The following is a 13,254-nucleotide window of genomic DNA, read 5'->3' as shown; positions in this document are numbered from 1 at the left end:
GTGCGGACGGAACCACTTTGTTTCTTCACGATACAAAACCCGGCGGGGTGCGCGCCACCGACGGCGGAGTGACCTATCCCTCCAGGGCGCGGCGGGTCGCCGGCCCGTAGACGCCGAACTCGTCGTCGTACACGTCGTGCTCCATCTGGAACTCCGCCACCGCCCCCTCCACGCTGCGGCCGTACCGGCCGTCGACCCTGCCCCTGTACATGCCGCGCTCCGACAGCAGCCGCTGGAGCTTCTCGACCTCGGGCCCCGAATCGCCGCGACGCAGCGTCGCCGCCTGCGCGGGCTTCGCCGGGGCGGTGGGGCTCGGAGCGCGGGTCGTCCCCGCCGACGCGGAGGGGGAGGGCGACGCGGAGCGGGACGCGCTCGGGGAGGCGGACGCGGACGCGGAGCGGGAGGTGCCGGCCGAGGGAGAGGACGAGGCCGACGCGGAGGAACTCGCCGTCGGGCCGGACGGCGTCTCCGACGGGCCGGCCGGGGCCGACTCGCTCACGGGCGACGACGGCTTGGGGTCCACCAGAGCGGCGTCGTGTTCGTCGGACCCCGTGAACATCACCAGGGCCAGGGCCACCGCACCGACGGCCACCGCCGCGCCCGCCGCGGCCAGCAGCGGCATCCGCCGGGAGCGCGGCTGCTCGGAGGGGTGGCCGCCGGGCCGCCGCAGCGGGACGGCCCGCAGCTGAACCGTCTGCTCCGCGGGCTGTACGGGTACGGGTACGGGTACCGGCGCGGCCGCGGGTATCCCGAACGCCGGGGTGACGGGGTCCTCCGCGGGCGGGCCGGCCGGGACGGGCGCCATCATGGCGGTCGGTGCCTCGTCGCCCCCGAAGCCGCCGACCGCGCCGTCGGGCCCGGGCAGGCCGGCCGGGCCCTGCGGGGCGTCGGCCAGGGGCGCCGCAGCGCCCGGCGGCGGTGTCGGGCCGCCGGGCTGGGCCGCCCAGGGTTCCGTCGGGGCCGCCGTGCCGTCGGCCGGGGTTGCGAAGGCTCCCGTCGGGGTGACCGGGGCCTGCGGGGAGTTGGTCAGGACCGGGAAGGCCTCCGTCGGGGCCGCGAAGCCCTCCGTCGGGCCCATCGGGCTGTCGGTCGGGGGCGTCGGGCCGCCGGGCTGGGCAGCCCAGGGTTCCGCCGGGGCCGTCGTGCCGTCGGCCGGGGTTGCGAAGCCCCCCGTGGGGCCCATCGGGCCGTCGGTCAGGGGCGTCGGAGCGCTTGGCGGCGGTGTCGGGGCGCCGGGGTGGGGTGCCCAGGGCTCCGACAGAGCGGCTGTGCCGTCGGCCGGGGCTGCGAGGGCACCTGCCGGGGCCGCCGGGTCCTGTGCGGCGTCGGGTAGGGGAGTCGGGGCGCCGGACTGGGGCGCCCACGGTTCCGCCGGGGCCGGGAAGGCTTCCGCCGGGGCCGCGAAGCCCCCCGTGGGGCCCATCGGGCTGTCGGTCGGCGGTGTTGGGCCGCCGGGCTGGGCCGTCCAGGGTTCCGCCGGGGCCGCCATGCCGTCGGCCGGGGCCGTGAAGGCTCCCGCCGGGGCCGCGAAGCCCTCTGCCGGGGCGGGCGGGGGCTCGGTGGCGGGCGGGGGGAGGGTGGGGAAGGGGGTGGTGGGGGCCGCGTCCGGCGGGGCCAGGGCGCCCAGGACCGGCTGGGGCGGCGGCGGGCCCTGGTCGGCTTCCGGCATGGCCACGTACGGGCGAATGCGCAGCGGGTTGAACCCCACCCCCCGCCCACATTCGCAGCCGACGCCCACGGCGTCGCATTCCGGACAGCGCTCTGCGCTCACTGGGTACCCCTCCCTGGACACTGCCAGCGATTATGCAGACCCCTCTGGCCCCACCCAACCCTTCCGAGAGGCCATAACCGGACACACCGCTCAGGATGGAGGTGTTGATCCGGCCTGAGGAGGAGCCGATGGCTCAGGATGTGACCGCGTCGGCCGTGGACCCGAAGCCCGCCGCCGAGCACGCCTCACGCGAGGTGCTCGTCTCGATCGGGGCCCTGCTGCTGGGCCTGCTGATCTCCGCACTCGACCAGACCATCGTCTCCACCGCCCTCCCCACGATCGTCAGCGACCTCGGCGGCATGGAGCACCTGTCCTGGGTGGTCACCGCGTACATGCTGGCGTCCACCGCCGCGACACCCCTGTGGGGCAAGCTCGGCGACCAGTACGGCCGCAAGAAGCTCTTCCAGGCCGCCATCGTCATCTTCCTGATCGGGTCCGCCCTTTGCGGCCTCGCCCAGAACATGCCCCAGCTCATCGGCTACCGGGCCCTGCAGGGCCTCGGCGGCGGCGGACTGATGGTGCTGTCGATGGCGATCGTCGGCGACATCGTCCCGCCCCGCGAACGCGGCAAGTACCAGGGGCTCTTCGGCGCGGTCTTCGGCGCGACGAGTGTGCTCGGGCCCCTGCTGGGCGGCCTGTTCGTGGACCACCTCTCCTGGCGCTGGGTCTTCTACATCAACCTCCCCATCGGTCTCGTCGCGCTCGTCGTCATCGCCGCCGCCCTGCACATCCCGGCCCGCTCCTCCCGGCACACCATCGACTACCTCGGCACCTTCCTCATCGCCTCCGTCGCCACCTGCCTCGTGCTCGTCGCCTCCCTCGGCGGCACCTGGGGCTGGGGCTCGGCCCGGATCATCGGGCTGGCGGTCCTCGGCGCCGTCCTCCTCATCGCCTTCCTCCTCGTCGAGCAGCGGGCCGCCGAACCCGTCCTGCCGCTGGGGCTGTTCCGGATCCGCACCTTCACCCTCTGCTCGGTGATCAGCTTCGTCATCGGCTTCGCCATGTTCGGCGCGATGGTCTACCTGCCGACCTTCCTCCAGGTCGTGCGGGGCGTCTCACCGACCATGTCCGGCGTCCACATGCTGCCGATGGTGTTCGGCCTGCTCATCGCCTCCACCCTCTCCGGGCAGATCGTCAGCCGCACCGGCCGCTGGAAGGTGTTCCCGATCGCCGGTACGGCCATCACCGCCGTCGGCCTCCTGCTCCTGCACCAGCTGGAGCGCACCAGCTCCGACTGGGAGACGAGCGCCTACTTCTTCGTCTTCGGCGTCGGCCTCGGACTGGTCATGCAGGTGCTCGTCCTCGTCGTGCAGAACGCGGTCAGCTACGCCGACCTCGGGGTCGCCACCTCCGGCGCCACCTTCTTCCGCTCCATCGGCGCATCTTTCGGCGTCGCCATCTTCGGCACGGTCTTCACCAACCGGCTCGGCGACAAACTGTCCGCCGCCCTCGCCGGAGTCCCGCTGCCGCCCGCCGCGACGCCCGCACGGCTGGAGGCCGACCCCCGGGCCATCGGCGCCCTGCCGCCCGCGCTGCGCCCCAGGGTGCTGGACGCCTACTCCTCCGCCATCACCGACGTCTTCCTCTACGCGGTCCCGGTGGTCCTGCTCGCTTTCCTCATCTCCTGGTTCCTGAAGGAGGACAAGCTCCGCGCGTCCGTCACCGCCCCCGATGTGACGGAGACCCTCGCCTCCAACCCCGTGCACCGCTCCTCGCACGAGGAGGTGGCCCGCGCGCTGTCCGTCCTCGGCACCCGCGAAGGCCGCCGCCACGTCTACGAGAAGATCACCGCGAAGGCCGGCTACGACCTGCTGCCCGCCGCCAGCTGGATGCTGCTGCGGATCAACAAGTACGGCTCCGTGGAGCCGGCCGTGCTGGCGGAGCGCACCGCGATCCCGCTCAAGGTCGTCACCGACGCCGCGCGCCAGACGGAGGAGCGCGGACTCGCCGCCCGGGACGGGCTCGACCTCGTCCTCACCGACCGGGGCAGGGAGGTGGCGGGCAGGTTGGCGCAGGCGCGTCAGGAGTCCCTGGCCGAGCTGCTCGGCGACTGGTGGGGCCCGGACCGGCCCACCGACCTCATCAAGCTGGTCGAGGAGCTCAACCGGGAGCTCTGCGGGTCCGACTCCGAGGAGCCCTACGACGCGCTGCCGCGCCGGGACCACTCCGCCAACTAGGAGGCGGACGCCGCGGAGTCGAGGTCCTTCTCGAACCAGTGCTGGGCGTACGGCCCGGAGTTGTACGCCGGTATCTCCAGGTACCCGTGGCGCGCGTACAGGGCGCGGGCCTCCACCAGGTCCGTGCGGGTGTCCAGGCGCATCCGCGTGGCACCCAGCCCGCGGGCAGCCTCCTCCAGGGCGGCCAGCAGGGCCGCCCCGCCGCCGGTGCCGCGGGCGCGCGCGTCCACGTACACCCTGGTCAGCTCGGCGGTGGCCGGGTCGAGCAGGCGTATGCCGCCGCACGCCAGCGGCTGCCCGTCGAGCCGGCCGACCACGAACTGCCCCGTCGGCGGTACGAGCTCGTCGGCGGGGAAGTCCAGCATCCCCTGGTCGATCTCGGCCTCGGTGACGGACCGCTTCCAGTACCGCCCGGCGACTTCCGCGTAGTAGGCCCGGCGCAGCACCGTCGCGTCCGGGGTGGTGAAGGGCTCGGCCACCACCTCCCACCTGCTGTTCCCTGGGGGTGCGGCGCCTGTCGTCATGATCGGGTTCCTGTCCATGGCGTCATTGTGCAGCGCCCCCCGGAGCCCCCGCGTGGAATATCCACAGGCACGGGCCGATGATGAGAAAAGGTGTAAATCGCGCAAACGGAGGGTGTGAACCGTCATGTCGGAGCATCCGGACTGTGCCCTGATCCGCCGCAGCTACGAGGCCTTCGGCAAGGGCGACATGGAGACCCTGGGCACGCTGATGACGGCCGACGTCATCCACCACGTGCCCGGCAACAACGTGTTCTCAGGGCACCACAAGGGCCGGGAAGCGGTCCTCGACCTCTACCGCCGCGTCGGGGAGGAGACCAACGGCACCCTCCGGGTCCGCCTGGAACACGTCATGGTGGACGGCCGGGGCCACGCGATGTCCGTGCACCTCGCGCAGGGCGACCGCGGCGACCGGGGCATCGAGATCCACGAAGGGCTCTTCTTCACCATCGTCGGCGGCAAGATCACCGACATCGACCAGTGCACCCAGGACATCGACGAGAGCGACGCCTTCTGGGCAGCGTGAAGGGCCGAAGAGACGGCCGGGGGCGGGGGCCCGGGGCTGGCGTAGCCCCCGCCCCCGCCCCCGTCCCGGAGGCCTCAGGCCTTCTTCGGCGCCGCCTGCTGCACGACCTCGAACGACCACACCTGCGACCCGGAAGCCGCCGGCTTCGGCCGCTCGCCACCGGCACCGCCCGCGCCGCCGCCCTGGTGCGCCGCCTTCATCGGCCCCTCCATCCACGCCTGGAAGTCCTCCTCCGACCGCCACCGGGTGTACACGAGGTACTGGTCCGTACCCTCGATCGGCCGCAGCAGCTCGAACCACTCGAACCCGTCGGAACCCTCCACCGCGCCCGCCCGCGAGGCGAACCGCTGCTCCAGCAGCTCCCGCTGCTCGTCGGGGACGGTCAGCACGTTGATCTTTACGATGCTCGGCACGTGGCACCTCTCAGGAAACACAGGCCGGGCACTGCACCTAGCCTTGATCACGTGGGTGCAGTCTCCTACATCCGCCAGTCAAAGCGTCGTGAGGGCGACTCCCGGGCTTCACCGGTGGCGCAGCGCGAAGCGCTACCGCTCGCTGCCCCCCCGACGGGTGCTAGCGGTTCATCCACCATGTGAGCCCCCGCGCCGCCCGCCGCCATGACCAGTGAGAGCAACCGGACGGGCACCCGCTGGATGGTCAGGTGAAGGCCACTCAGGACACTGCCGCGAAGACCGTCGCCGGCCCGCAGGAGTGCCGCCCCTGCGAGTGCCTCGACACCCACGTTGATCTTCACGATGCTCATGCCCGCCATCCTGGGGATCCCGCCCGGGATATCGTCGTCCAGGTAAGGGAACGGGGCACGACGCGCGGCAGCCAGGCGAAGCGACAGTGGCGGTCGACAGGGCGGAGGGCGGCGGGGCGTGGCTGATGCGGTGGAGCGCGGTGGTGCCGGGGGACATGCCGGGGTCATAGGCGGTGGCGGCCGGCTCGGGGCGGTACGGATCCTGCTGTGGGCGCTCGCCGCGGTCCTCGGCGTCAGACAGGCCGCCGCGGTGCTGCGCGTTCCGCCCGGCGAGTGGCTCAGCGGCCTCGACCTCCCCGGAAGCCTGCCCGGACCGCTCTACGGCGCCGGGCAGTTCACCGGAACCCCCTTCGCCGGGCTCGTCCTCAAACCGCTCGCCGGCCTCGCCGCCCCCTCCCTGGAGGTGGCCTGGACCTGCGTGACGCTGCTCCTCGTCGCCGGCGTCGGCCTCGTCGCCGCGCGGGCGCTCCCCGACCCCGTGCCCCGCCGCACCGCGCTGCTCGCCGCGCCCGCGCTGGTCGCCCTGATGATGGCCTCCCTCCCCGTCCGCGAGGCCGCCTCCCCCGGGCAGACCGCCGTCCTGCCCGTCCTGCTGGTGCTCCTCGCCGTGTTCCGGGTCCCCGGCGGCCGCCCCGCCGGCTTCCTCACCGGCCTCGCCGCCGCCCTCCAGCCCGCGCTGCTGCTCTTCGCCCCGCTGCTCTGGCTCACCGGCCGCCGCCCGGCCGCCCGCGCCGCCGCCGTGACCTTCGCCGGCGCCACCGCGCTGTCCTGGGCCTCGCTGCCGCGCGACTCGTGGACGTACTGGGTCGAGTACCTCGCCGGCACCGGCCTCGGCGGCGCCCCCGACTCCCTCGCCAACCAGTCCCTGCACGGCGCCCTCCTGCGCCTCGGCCTCAGCGGCCCCGGCGAGATCGCCCTCGCCCTCGCGCTCGCCGCCGCCGTCGTCTGGACCGGCCTGCGCCGCGCGGTCCGCTACGCCCGCGACGGCCAGCTACTCCTCGCCGTCGCCGTGACCGGCTGCGTCGCCGTCGCCGTGTCCCCGGCCGGCTGGCGCCACCAGCTGCTGTGGGTGCTCCTCGCCGTGGCCGGCAAGGTGGGCCGGCGCGCCGCCGACCGCCGGGTGTGGCCCGTCGCCGTCGTGCTGGCCATGAGCCTGCCGAGCGCCGTGCTGCTGCCCAACCTGGCCGCGCTGGCCCCCGTACGCGACAACGTGCTGCTCCTCGCGGCCCTCGCGGCGGCCTGCGCCGTGCCGTTCCTGCCGCGCTCCTCCCCGTACTGGCGCAGGCCCGTGCCCACCGCCTACGCGGAGCCCGCCGACGCGCGCTGGTCCCGGATCCCGCTGCTGCCGTTCTGGCGGCGGGTGAACTCGCGCCCCAACCTGCTGCTGGAACTGCTGCTGATACGGGTCGGCTACTCGATCTACTCGCACATCCGCGCCGCGGCCCCCACCAGCCGCTCCCTCGCCGAGGGCAACGGCGGCCAGATCCTCGGGATCGAGCGGGCGCTCGGCATCGACATCGAACGCGCCGTCAACCGGGCCGTGGTGGACACGCCCTGGCTGGAGGCCTTCTTCAACTTCTACTACACCTCCTTCCACTTCGTCGTCCCGCTCACCATCCTCGCCGTCCTGTACTGGCGCCGCCCCGCCGACTACCGCTGGGCGCGCGCCTCCCTCGGGCTGGCCACCGTCCTGGCACTGGCCGGTTTCTGGCTGTACCCGCTCGCGCCGCCGCGCCTCATGCCCGGCCTCGGCTTCGTCGACACCGTGCACGGGGTCCAGGACCTGGCCAACCCCTCCTACGGGGCGATGACCGCGATCTCCAACCAGTACGCGGCGATGCCCTCACTGCACTTCGGCTGGTCCCTGTGGTGCGGGACCGTGATCGTGATACTCGCGCGCCGGCGGTGGCAGAAGCTGCTCGGCGCCCTCCACCCGCTGGTCACGGTGTGCGCGATCGTCGCCACCGCCAACCACTGGGTGCTGGACGCGGTCGGCGGCGCGGCCGTCGTCGCCGCCGGCTTCGCGCTGGTCCACGCACTGTCCGGGCCGCGCGGGCTGAAGGCCGCCGTCCCCGGCCAGCGCCGGACGGCCCCGGACGCCCCTGATGCCCCGGACGCGGCGGATCCGGTACGCACCCCCGCGCGCTCGGGACGACCGTAGCGAGGCCCCGGCCCCGGCGCGGCCCCGGCCGCCGGGTCCCCTACGCCCGCCCCCGGCGCAGCAGCGCGCGCAGCGGGCCGGGGCTCTCGTACCCGACCCGGCGGGCGACCGCGGCGAGCGGCAGCGCGGTGGTGCGCAGCAGGTGCTCGGCCTGCTCGACCCGCAGGTCCTGGACCAGGCGGATCGGGGAGCGGCCCAGGGTGCGGGCCATGGTGCGCTGGAGGGTGCGCTCGCTGACGCCGAGGTCGCGGGCCGCGTCGGCGATGGACAGCGGCTCCTCGATGCGGGCGCGCACCCACCGCTCGAAGGCGGCGACCAGCGGCTCGTGCCGGGCCATGGCGCCGGTGATCATGTACGCGGCCTGCGAGGCGCGTTCGTCGACCACGAGGTAGTGCCGCACCAGGTCCGCCAGGGCCGGGCTGCGCCCGGCGACGAGGGCGAGCGCCAGGTCGAGGTGGCTGAACGCGGCGCCGGCCGTGGTGACCCCGTCCGAGGTCGTCACCATCCGGGTCTCCTCCAGCGTCACCCGCCGGTACCGCTCGCGGAACACCGGGGCGAGCCACCAGCTCGTCGTGGCCCGCAGCCCGTCCAGGACGCCGGACTCGGCGAGCAGGAAGGTGCCGGTGCAGGAGGAGGCGAGCGGGGTGCGCCGCTCGCGGGCCTCGGCCAGGATCCGGCGGGCCGTGCGCTGCCCGGGCGCGGCCACGGTCTCCAGCAGCGCGGCGGGGCGGCGTTCCATCAGGGCGGGCAGGACGAGGAGCCCGGCGTCCTCCGCCTCGCGGGCCGGCTCGGTGTCGATGCGGTGGCCCAGGCCGCTGCGGACGCGCCGGCGCACGCCGACCGTGCGGATGTCGAAGGCGGGCGGGGCGGCTCCGGGGAGCTCGCGGCGCAGGGCGTTGGCGGTGTGCAGCACGTCCAGGACGGCGGAGATCCCGGAGTCGAAGACCCCGTCGAGGGCCAGTACGGCGACTTTCACCGGCCCAGGCTAGCTCCGGGCCCCGGTCGGTCGCCGGTGTGTCGGAATCGGTCCGCAAGGCGCCGGATCCGACACTCCCGGGAGGGTGCCGGCCCGCCTAGGGTCGATGGCATGACCACGTACCGCACCACCGCCCCCGAGGGCCTGCGCAGCCGTACCCACACCTGGGAGCCGAGGCCCGCGACCACCCCGGAGGTCCTGGGCATGAGCGGCCTGGAGATCCTCCGGGCCGCGCTGAAGGGCACCCTGCCGGCCGCCTCGATGATGAGCACCCTGGGCTTCCGGCTCACCGAGGTCGAGGAGGGTTCCGTCGTCTTCGAGGGGGACCCCGGCGACCACCTGCTCAACCCCATGGGCACGGTCCACGGCGGTTTCCTCGCCACCCTGCTGGACTCGGCGCTCGGTTCGGCCGTGATGACCCGGCTCCCGGCGGGCACCGCCTACACCACCGTCCAGCTGGGGGTCCACATGATCCGCCCGGTCCTGGCGGACACCCCCGCCCTGCGCTGCGAGGGCACGGCCCTGCACGTCGGCCGTACCACCGCAACCGCGGAGGCCCGGGTCGTCGGCACGCACGACGGCAAGCTCTACGCCCACGGGACGACGACCTGCGCGATCCTGCGACCCGCCTGACGGAGGGGCGCGGCCGGCGAAGGGCCCGCCTGACGGAGGGGCACGCGGCCCGGACGGGGCGTGCATTGGCCGAAGGAACGCCGGGGCATGGTGTCCCCGGCGCCCCTCCGGTGGATCGTCGCGTCCTGTCAGGATCGGCCAGGTCCCGGGATTCCGCCACTCGGGCGATCACCGCACCGGCGGACGGCAGGGGCCGGGGCGTGGGTGTGGCGGCCCCTGCCGTCCTGGTTCACGGGCCGGCTCGCGCCGGCCCGCAGCTTGTGGGTCCGTCAGCCCGCGCTGACCCGGAGCTCCTTGATGCCGTTGAGCCAGGACGCGCGGAGCCGCCGCGGGCCGTCCGAGGCGGCGCGCAGGTCGGGCAGGGCGTCGGCCAGGGCGTTGAAGATCAGGTCGATCTCCAGGATGGCCAGGGACTTGCCGAGGCAGAAGTGCGGGCCTCCGCCGCCGAAGCCGAGGTGGGGGTTCGGGTCGCGGGTGATGTCGAAGACGTCCGGGTTCTCGAAGACCTCGGGGTCGTGGTTGGCCGAGGAGTAGAAGAGCCCCACCCGGTCGCCGGCCTTGATCTTCTGGCCGCCGAGTTCGGTGTCCCGGGTGGCGGTGCGCTGGAAGGACACCACGGGCGTGGCCCAGCGCACGATCTCCTCCGCGGCGGTCGACGGCCGGGTCGCCTTGTACAGCTCCCACTGTTCGGGGTGGGTGAGGAAGGCGTGCATGCCGTGGCTGATGGCGTTGCGGGTGGTCTCGTTGCCCGCGACCGCCAGCAGCAGGACGAAGAGGCCGAACTCGTCGGAGCGCAGGTTGCCCTCGCCCTCCGCCGCCACCAGCTGCGTGACGATGTCCTTGGCCGGGCACTCCTTGCGCTCGGCGGCGAGGTTCATCGCGTAGCCGATGAGCTCCACGGCGGCGTTGGAGCCGACCTCCTCGGTGATCGCGTACTCGGGGTCGTCGTACGCGATCATCTTGTTCGACCAGTCGAAGATCCGGGAGCGGTCCTCCTGCGGTACGCCGATCAGCTCGGCGATGGCCTGGAGCGGGAGTTCGCACGCGACCTGAGTGACGAAGTCGAACGAGCCGTCCGCGGAGGCCTCCCGGGCCTCCTCCACGATCTTCCGGGCCCGGTCGCGCAGGGCCTGCTCCAGGCCGCGGATGGCGCGCGGGGTGAAGCCGCGCTGCACGATCTGGCGTACGCGGGTGTGCTCCGGCGGGTCCATGTTCAGCATGATCAGGCGCTGGGCATCTATCTGTTCGCGCTGGATGTGCTCGTTGAAGCGGATGATCGCCGTGTTGGTGGTGGAGGAGAACAGCTCGGGGTGCGTGGAGACGTACTTGACGTCCGCGTGCCGGGTGACGGCCCAGTAGCCCTCGTCGTCGAATCCGGTGACGCCCCGCCGCTGCGGGCACCACCACACGGGCGCGGTCTGCCGCAGCTGAGCGAACTCCGGGAAGGGGACGCGGTCCTGGAGGATGTCGGGGTCGGTGGCGTCGAAGCCTTCGGGCAGCGCGGGACAGGGCATCGGGCGACTCCAAGGTCTGACGAAGGTCTGACGGCCCATCAGATGTTGGCTTGAAGGTAGTAACGAGTTCTAGAAGTCACAAGGGCTCTCGCGCCAACTGTTGCGTGTGGAATCCGTGTAAGCCGCGTGCAAGACCCTTGCGTGCCGGGCGTCGAGGTCATAAGACTGCGGGGGAGAAGTAGAACGCGTACTAGTTCGCGCGGGGCAGTCGCCGGACGGCCCGCCACGCCGGCGCTGTGCAGAGTGTGCAGGAGAGGACGAGCTCATGGCCGCGGAACCCGTCATCGTCGAAGCCGTACGCACCCCCATCGGAAAGCGCGGGGGATCCCTGGCCAACCTCCATCCCGCCTACCTGCTCGGCGAGACCTACCGCGAGCTCCTGGCCCGAACCGGAATCCAGCCGGACTGCGTCGAGCAGATCGTCGGCGGCACCGTCACCCACGCCGGCGAGCAGTCCATGAACCCCGCTCGCAACGCCTGGCTCGCCATGGGACTCCCGTACGAGACCGCCGCGACCACCGTCGACTGCCAGTGCGGCAGCTCCCAGCAGGCCAACCACATGGTCGCCAACATGATCTCCGGCGGGGTCGTCGACATCGGCATCGCCTGCGGGGTCGAGGCCATGAGCCGCGTCCCGCTCGGCTCCGGCTCCAAGCACGGGCCCGGCAAGCCCTTCCCGGACGAGTGGAACGTCGACCTCCCCAACCAGTTCGAGGCCGCCGAGCGGATCGCCCGCAACCGCGGCCTGACCCGCGAGGACGTCGACCGGCTCGGCGTGCTCTCGCAGGAGCGGGCCGCCACCGCCTGGGCCGAGGAGCGCTTCAAGCGCGAGACCTTCGCCGTCCAGGTCCCGACGACTGAGGAGGAGCAGGCCGCGGGCCAGGGCATGTGGCGGCTCGTCGACCGGGACGAGGGGCTGCGCGACACCAGCATGGAGGGCCTGGCCCGGCTCAAGCCGGTCATGCCGACGGCCGTGCACACCGCCGGGAACTCCTCCCAGATATCCGACGGCGCCGCCGCCGTGATGTGGGCCTCCCGCAAGATGGCCCGCGCGCTCAAGCTCAAGCCGCGCGCCCGGATCGTCGCCCAGGCGCTGGTGGGCTCCGACCCGCACTTCCACCTGGACGGCCCGATCGACGCGACCCGGGCCGTCCTGGGCAAGGCGGGGATGTCCCTCAAGGACATCGACCTGGTCGAGATCAACGAGGCCTTCGCCTCCGTCGTCCTCAGCTGGGCGCAGGTCTTCGGCCAGGACCTGGAGAAGGTCAACGTGAACGGCGGCGGCATCGCCCTCGGCCACCCCGTCGGCGCCACCGGCGCCCGGCTGATCACCACCGCGCTGCACGAGCTGGAGCGGCGCGACAAGGAATTCGCGCTGATCACCATGTGCGCAGGTGGCGCACTGGCGACCGGCACGATCATCCAGCGCCTTTGACGGAGGATCCGGGCGCCCGCTGAACCCCCTGGGGTGGGATGCGGAAGGCCCCGGTGGCCGGACCTGGGGAGGCCGGCCACCGGGGCCTTCACATGTCTGCTGCTGGTGGTTTAGTACCAGTGGTTGGCCTGCCAGAAGTTCCAGGCCTCGACCGGGCTGCCGTAGCGCTCGTTCATGTAGTCCAGGCCCCACTTGATCTGGGTGGCCGGGTTGGTCTTCCAGTCGGAGCCCGCGGAGGACATCTTCGACGCGGGCAGGGCCTGGACCAGGCCGTAGGCGCCGGAGGAGGAGTTCGTCGCGGTGTAGTCCCAGCCGCTCTCGTGCGTGACGATCTTGTCGAAGGCGGCGAACTGGGCCGGGTCCTTGATCATCTGCTGGGCGATCGCCTTCGCGCCCGTCGGAGCGGCCTGCGCGGGAACGGCGGCGAGCATCGAGCCCGCAACACCGAGGGCGAGGACGGTACCGGCGAGGGTCTTCTTCGAAGCGGCGATGCGGCGGATGACGGCGTTGGACACGGATGAACCTTCCGACGGGGACAAGGACGGTCGCCGCATGCCGAAGACATGCGTGAGCCACTCACGCGGTGGAGAGGGGATCAGCCGGCGGGGGGCGGTGCGCCCCGGCCGCCTCGGCGACAACACCAGTTAGCCAGCCCCCCGCCGCCCTGGCAACGCCCCCCACCTACTAGCCGCCCTCGCAGACCGGGACCGACGACCCGGGCGGCAGGGCCTGCGGGGACCGGCCGGCCCGGCTACTAACCCCGGCCGGATGTGACCT

General features: G+C 73.2%; 12 protein-coding genes. 5 read left to right on the top strand and 7 right to left on the bottom strand.

Annotated features, from left to right (window positions below):
- Nucleotides 1-73: 73 nt before the first annotated feature.
- On the bottom strand, nt 74-1,708 hold the full coding sequence (locus AC07A6_RS13005; protein ID WP_478777126.1) for a peptidoglycan-binding domain-containing protein: 1,635 nt from the start codon (nt 1,706-1,708) through the stop codon (nt 74-76).
- Between the two features lie 191 nt (nt 1,709-1,899).
- On the opposite strand from AC07A6_RS13005, the gene AC07A6_RS13000 reads away from it, so the two are divergent.
- A complete protein-coding gene (locus AC07A6_RS13000; RefSeq protein WP_362469050.1) occupies nt 1,900-3,948 on the top strand; it encodes an MDR family MFS transporter in 2,049 nt (682 codons plus the stop codon).
- Here AC07A6_RS13000 and AC07A6_RS12995 read toward each other — a convergent pair.
- Nucleotides 3,945-4,490 (bottom strand): GNAT family N-acetyltransferase, encoded by a 546-nt coding sequence (locus AC07A6_RS12995; RefSeq protein WP_478777125.1) that lies wholly within the window; start codon nt 4,488-4,490, stop codon nt 3,945-3,947. The genes AC07A6_RS13000 and AC07A6_RS12995 overlap by 4 nt on opposite strands.
- A 106-nt stretch (nt 4,491-4,596) precedes the next feature.
- Between AC07A6_RS12995 and AC07A6_RS12990 the strand changes: the two genes are divergently transcribed.
- On the top strand, nt 4,597-4,995 hold the full coding sequence (locus AC07A6_RS12990) for a nuclear transport factor 2 family protein (protein ID WP_478777124.1): 399 nt from the start codon (nt 4,597-4,599) through the stop codon (nt 4,993-4,995).
- 74 nt (nt 4,996-5,069) lie between these two features.
- On the opposite strand, the gene AC07A6_RS12985 is transcribed toward AC07A6_RS12990, so the two are convergent.
- Complete coding sequence (locus AC07A6_RS12985) at nt 5,070-5,408, bottom strand: antibiotic biosynthesis monooxygenase family protein (protein ID WP_125821013.1); 339 nt, start codon at nt 5,406-5,408, stop codon at nt 5,070-5,072.
- Nucleotides 5,409-5,473: 65 nt separating this feature from the next.
- Complete coding sequence (locus tag AC07A6_RS12980; RefSeq protein WP_478777123.1) at nt 5,474-5,758, bottom strand: hypothetical protein; 285 nt, start codon at nt 5,756-5,758, stop codon at nt 5,474-5,476.
- A 118-nt stretch (nt 5,759-5,876) separates the two neighbouring features.
- Here AC07A6_RS12980 and AC07A6_RS12975 point away from each other — a divergent pair, with 118 nt between their 5' ends.
- Nucleotides 5,877-7,919, top strand: coding sequence for a bifunctional glycosyltransferase 87/phosphatase PAP2 family protein (locus AC07A6_RS12975; RefSeq protein ID WP_478777122.1), 2,043 nt, complete (start codon nt 5,877-5,879; stop codon nt 7,917-7,919).
- A gap of 40 nt (nt 7,920-7,959) precedes the next feature.
- Here AC07A6_RS12975 and AC07A6_RS12970 read toward each other — a convergent pair whose 3' ends face one another.
- A complete protein-coding gene (locus tag AC07A6_RS12970; protein ID WP_362469039.1) occupies nt 7,960-8,895 on the bottom strand; it encodes a GlxA family transcriptional regulator in 936 nt (311 codons plus the stop codon).
- A 111-nt stretch (nt 8,896-9,006) separates the two neighbouring features.
- Here AC07A6_RS12970 and AC07A6_RS12965 point away from each other — a divergent pair, with 111 nt between their 5' ends.
- Entirely contained in the window at nt 9,007-9,528 is a 522-nt protein-coding gene (locus tag AC07A6_RS12965; protein ID WP_362469037.1) for a PaaI family thioesterase, read from the top strand.
- Between the two features lie 269 nt (nt 9,529-9,797).
- Here the strand turns inward: AC07A6_RS12965 and AC07A6_RS12960 are convergent, their stop codons facing one another.
- Nucleotides 9,798-11,042 carry a cytochrome P450 gene (locus AC07A6_RS12960; protein WP_362469035.1) on the bottom strand — a complete coding sequence of 415 codons (1,245 nt, stop codon included), beginning with the start codon at nt 11,040-11,042 and terminating at the stop codon, nt 9,798-9,800.
- Nucleotides 11,043-11,307: 265 nt separating this feature from the next.
- Here AC07A6_RS12960 and AC07A6_RS12955 point away from each other — a divergent pair, with 265 nt between their 5' ends.
- Entirely contained in the window at nt 11,308-12,477 is a 1,170-nt protein-coding gene (locus tag AC07A6_RS12955) for a steroid 3-ketoacyl-CoA thiolase (protein ID WP_478777121.1), read from the top strand.
- Between the two features lie 110 nt (nt 12,478-12,587).
- Here AC07A6_RS12955 and AC07A6_RS12950 read toward each other — a convergent pair whose 3' ends face one another.
- Nucleotides 12,588-12,992 (bottom strand): aggregation-promoting factor C-terminal-like domain-containing protein, encoded by a 405-nt coding sequence (locus tag AC07A6_RS12950; protein WP_469114024.1) that lies wholly within the window; start codon nt 12,990-12,992, stop codon nt 12,588-12,590.
- Between the last annotated feature and the right edge of the window lie 262 nt (nt 12,993-13,254).

This window comes from Streptomyces sp. NPDC044002, assembly GCF_056434525.1.
The sequence above is the reverse complement of the archived record's forward strand: the minus strand, read 5'-3'. Positions and strand labels throughout refer to the sequence as shown.

Bases quoted from the DNA above. Each gene is read 5' to 3' on its own strand.
- AC07A6_RS12995 (WP_478777125.1), bottom strand. From the start codon at position 4,490: ATGGACAGGAACCCGATCATGACGACAGGCGCCGCACCCCCAGGGAAC.
- AC07A6_RS12990 (WP_478777124.1), top strand. From the start codon at position 4,597: ATGTCGGAGCATCCGGACTGTGCCCTGATCCGCCGCAGCTACGAGGCC.
- AC07A6_RS12965 (WP_362469037.1), top strand. From the start codon at position 9,007: ATGACCACGTACCGCACCACCGCCCCCGAGGGCCTGCGCAGCCGTACC.
- AC07A6_RS13000 (WP_362469050.1), top strand. From the start codon at position 1,900: ATGGCTCAGGATGTGACCGCGTCGGCCGTGGACCCGAAGCCCGCCGCC.
- AC07A6_RS12980 (WP_478777123.1), bottom strand. From the start codon at position 5,758: ATGAGCATCGTGAAGATCAACGTGGGTGTCGAGGCACTCGCAGGGGCG.
- AC07A6_RS12960 (WP_362469035.1), bottom strand. From the start codon at position 11,042: ATGCCCTGTCCCGCGCTGCCCGAAGGCTTCGACGCCACCGACCCCGAC.
- AC07A6_RS12955 (WP_478777121.1), top strand. From the start codon at position 11,308: ATGGCCGCGGAACCCGTCATCGTCGAAGCCGTACGCACCCCCATCGGA.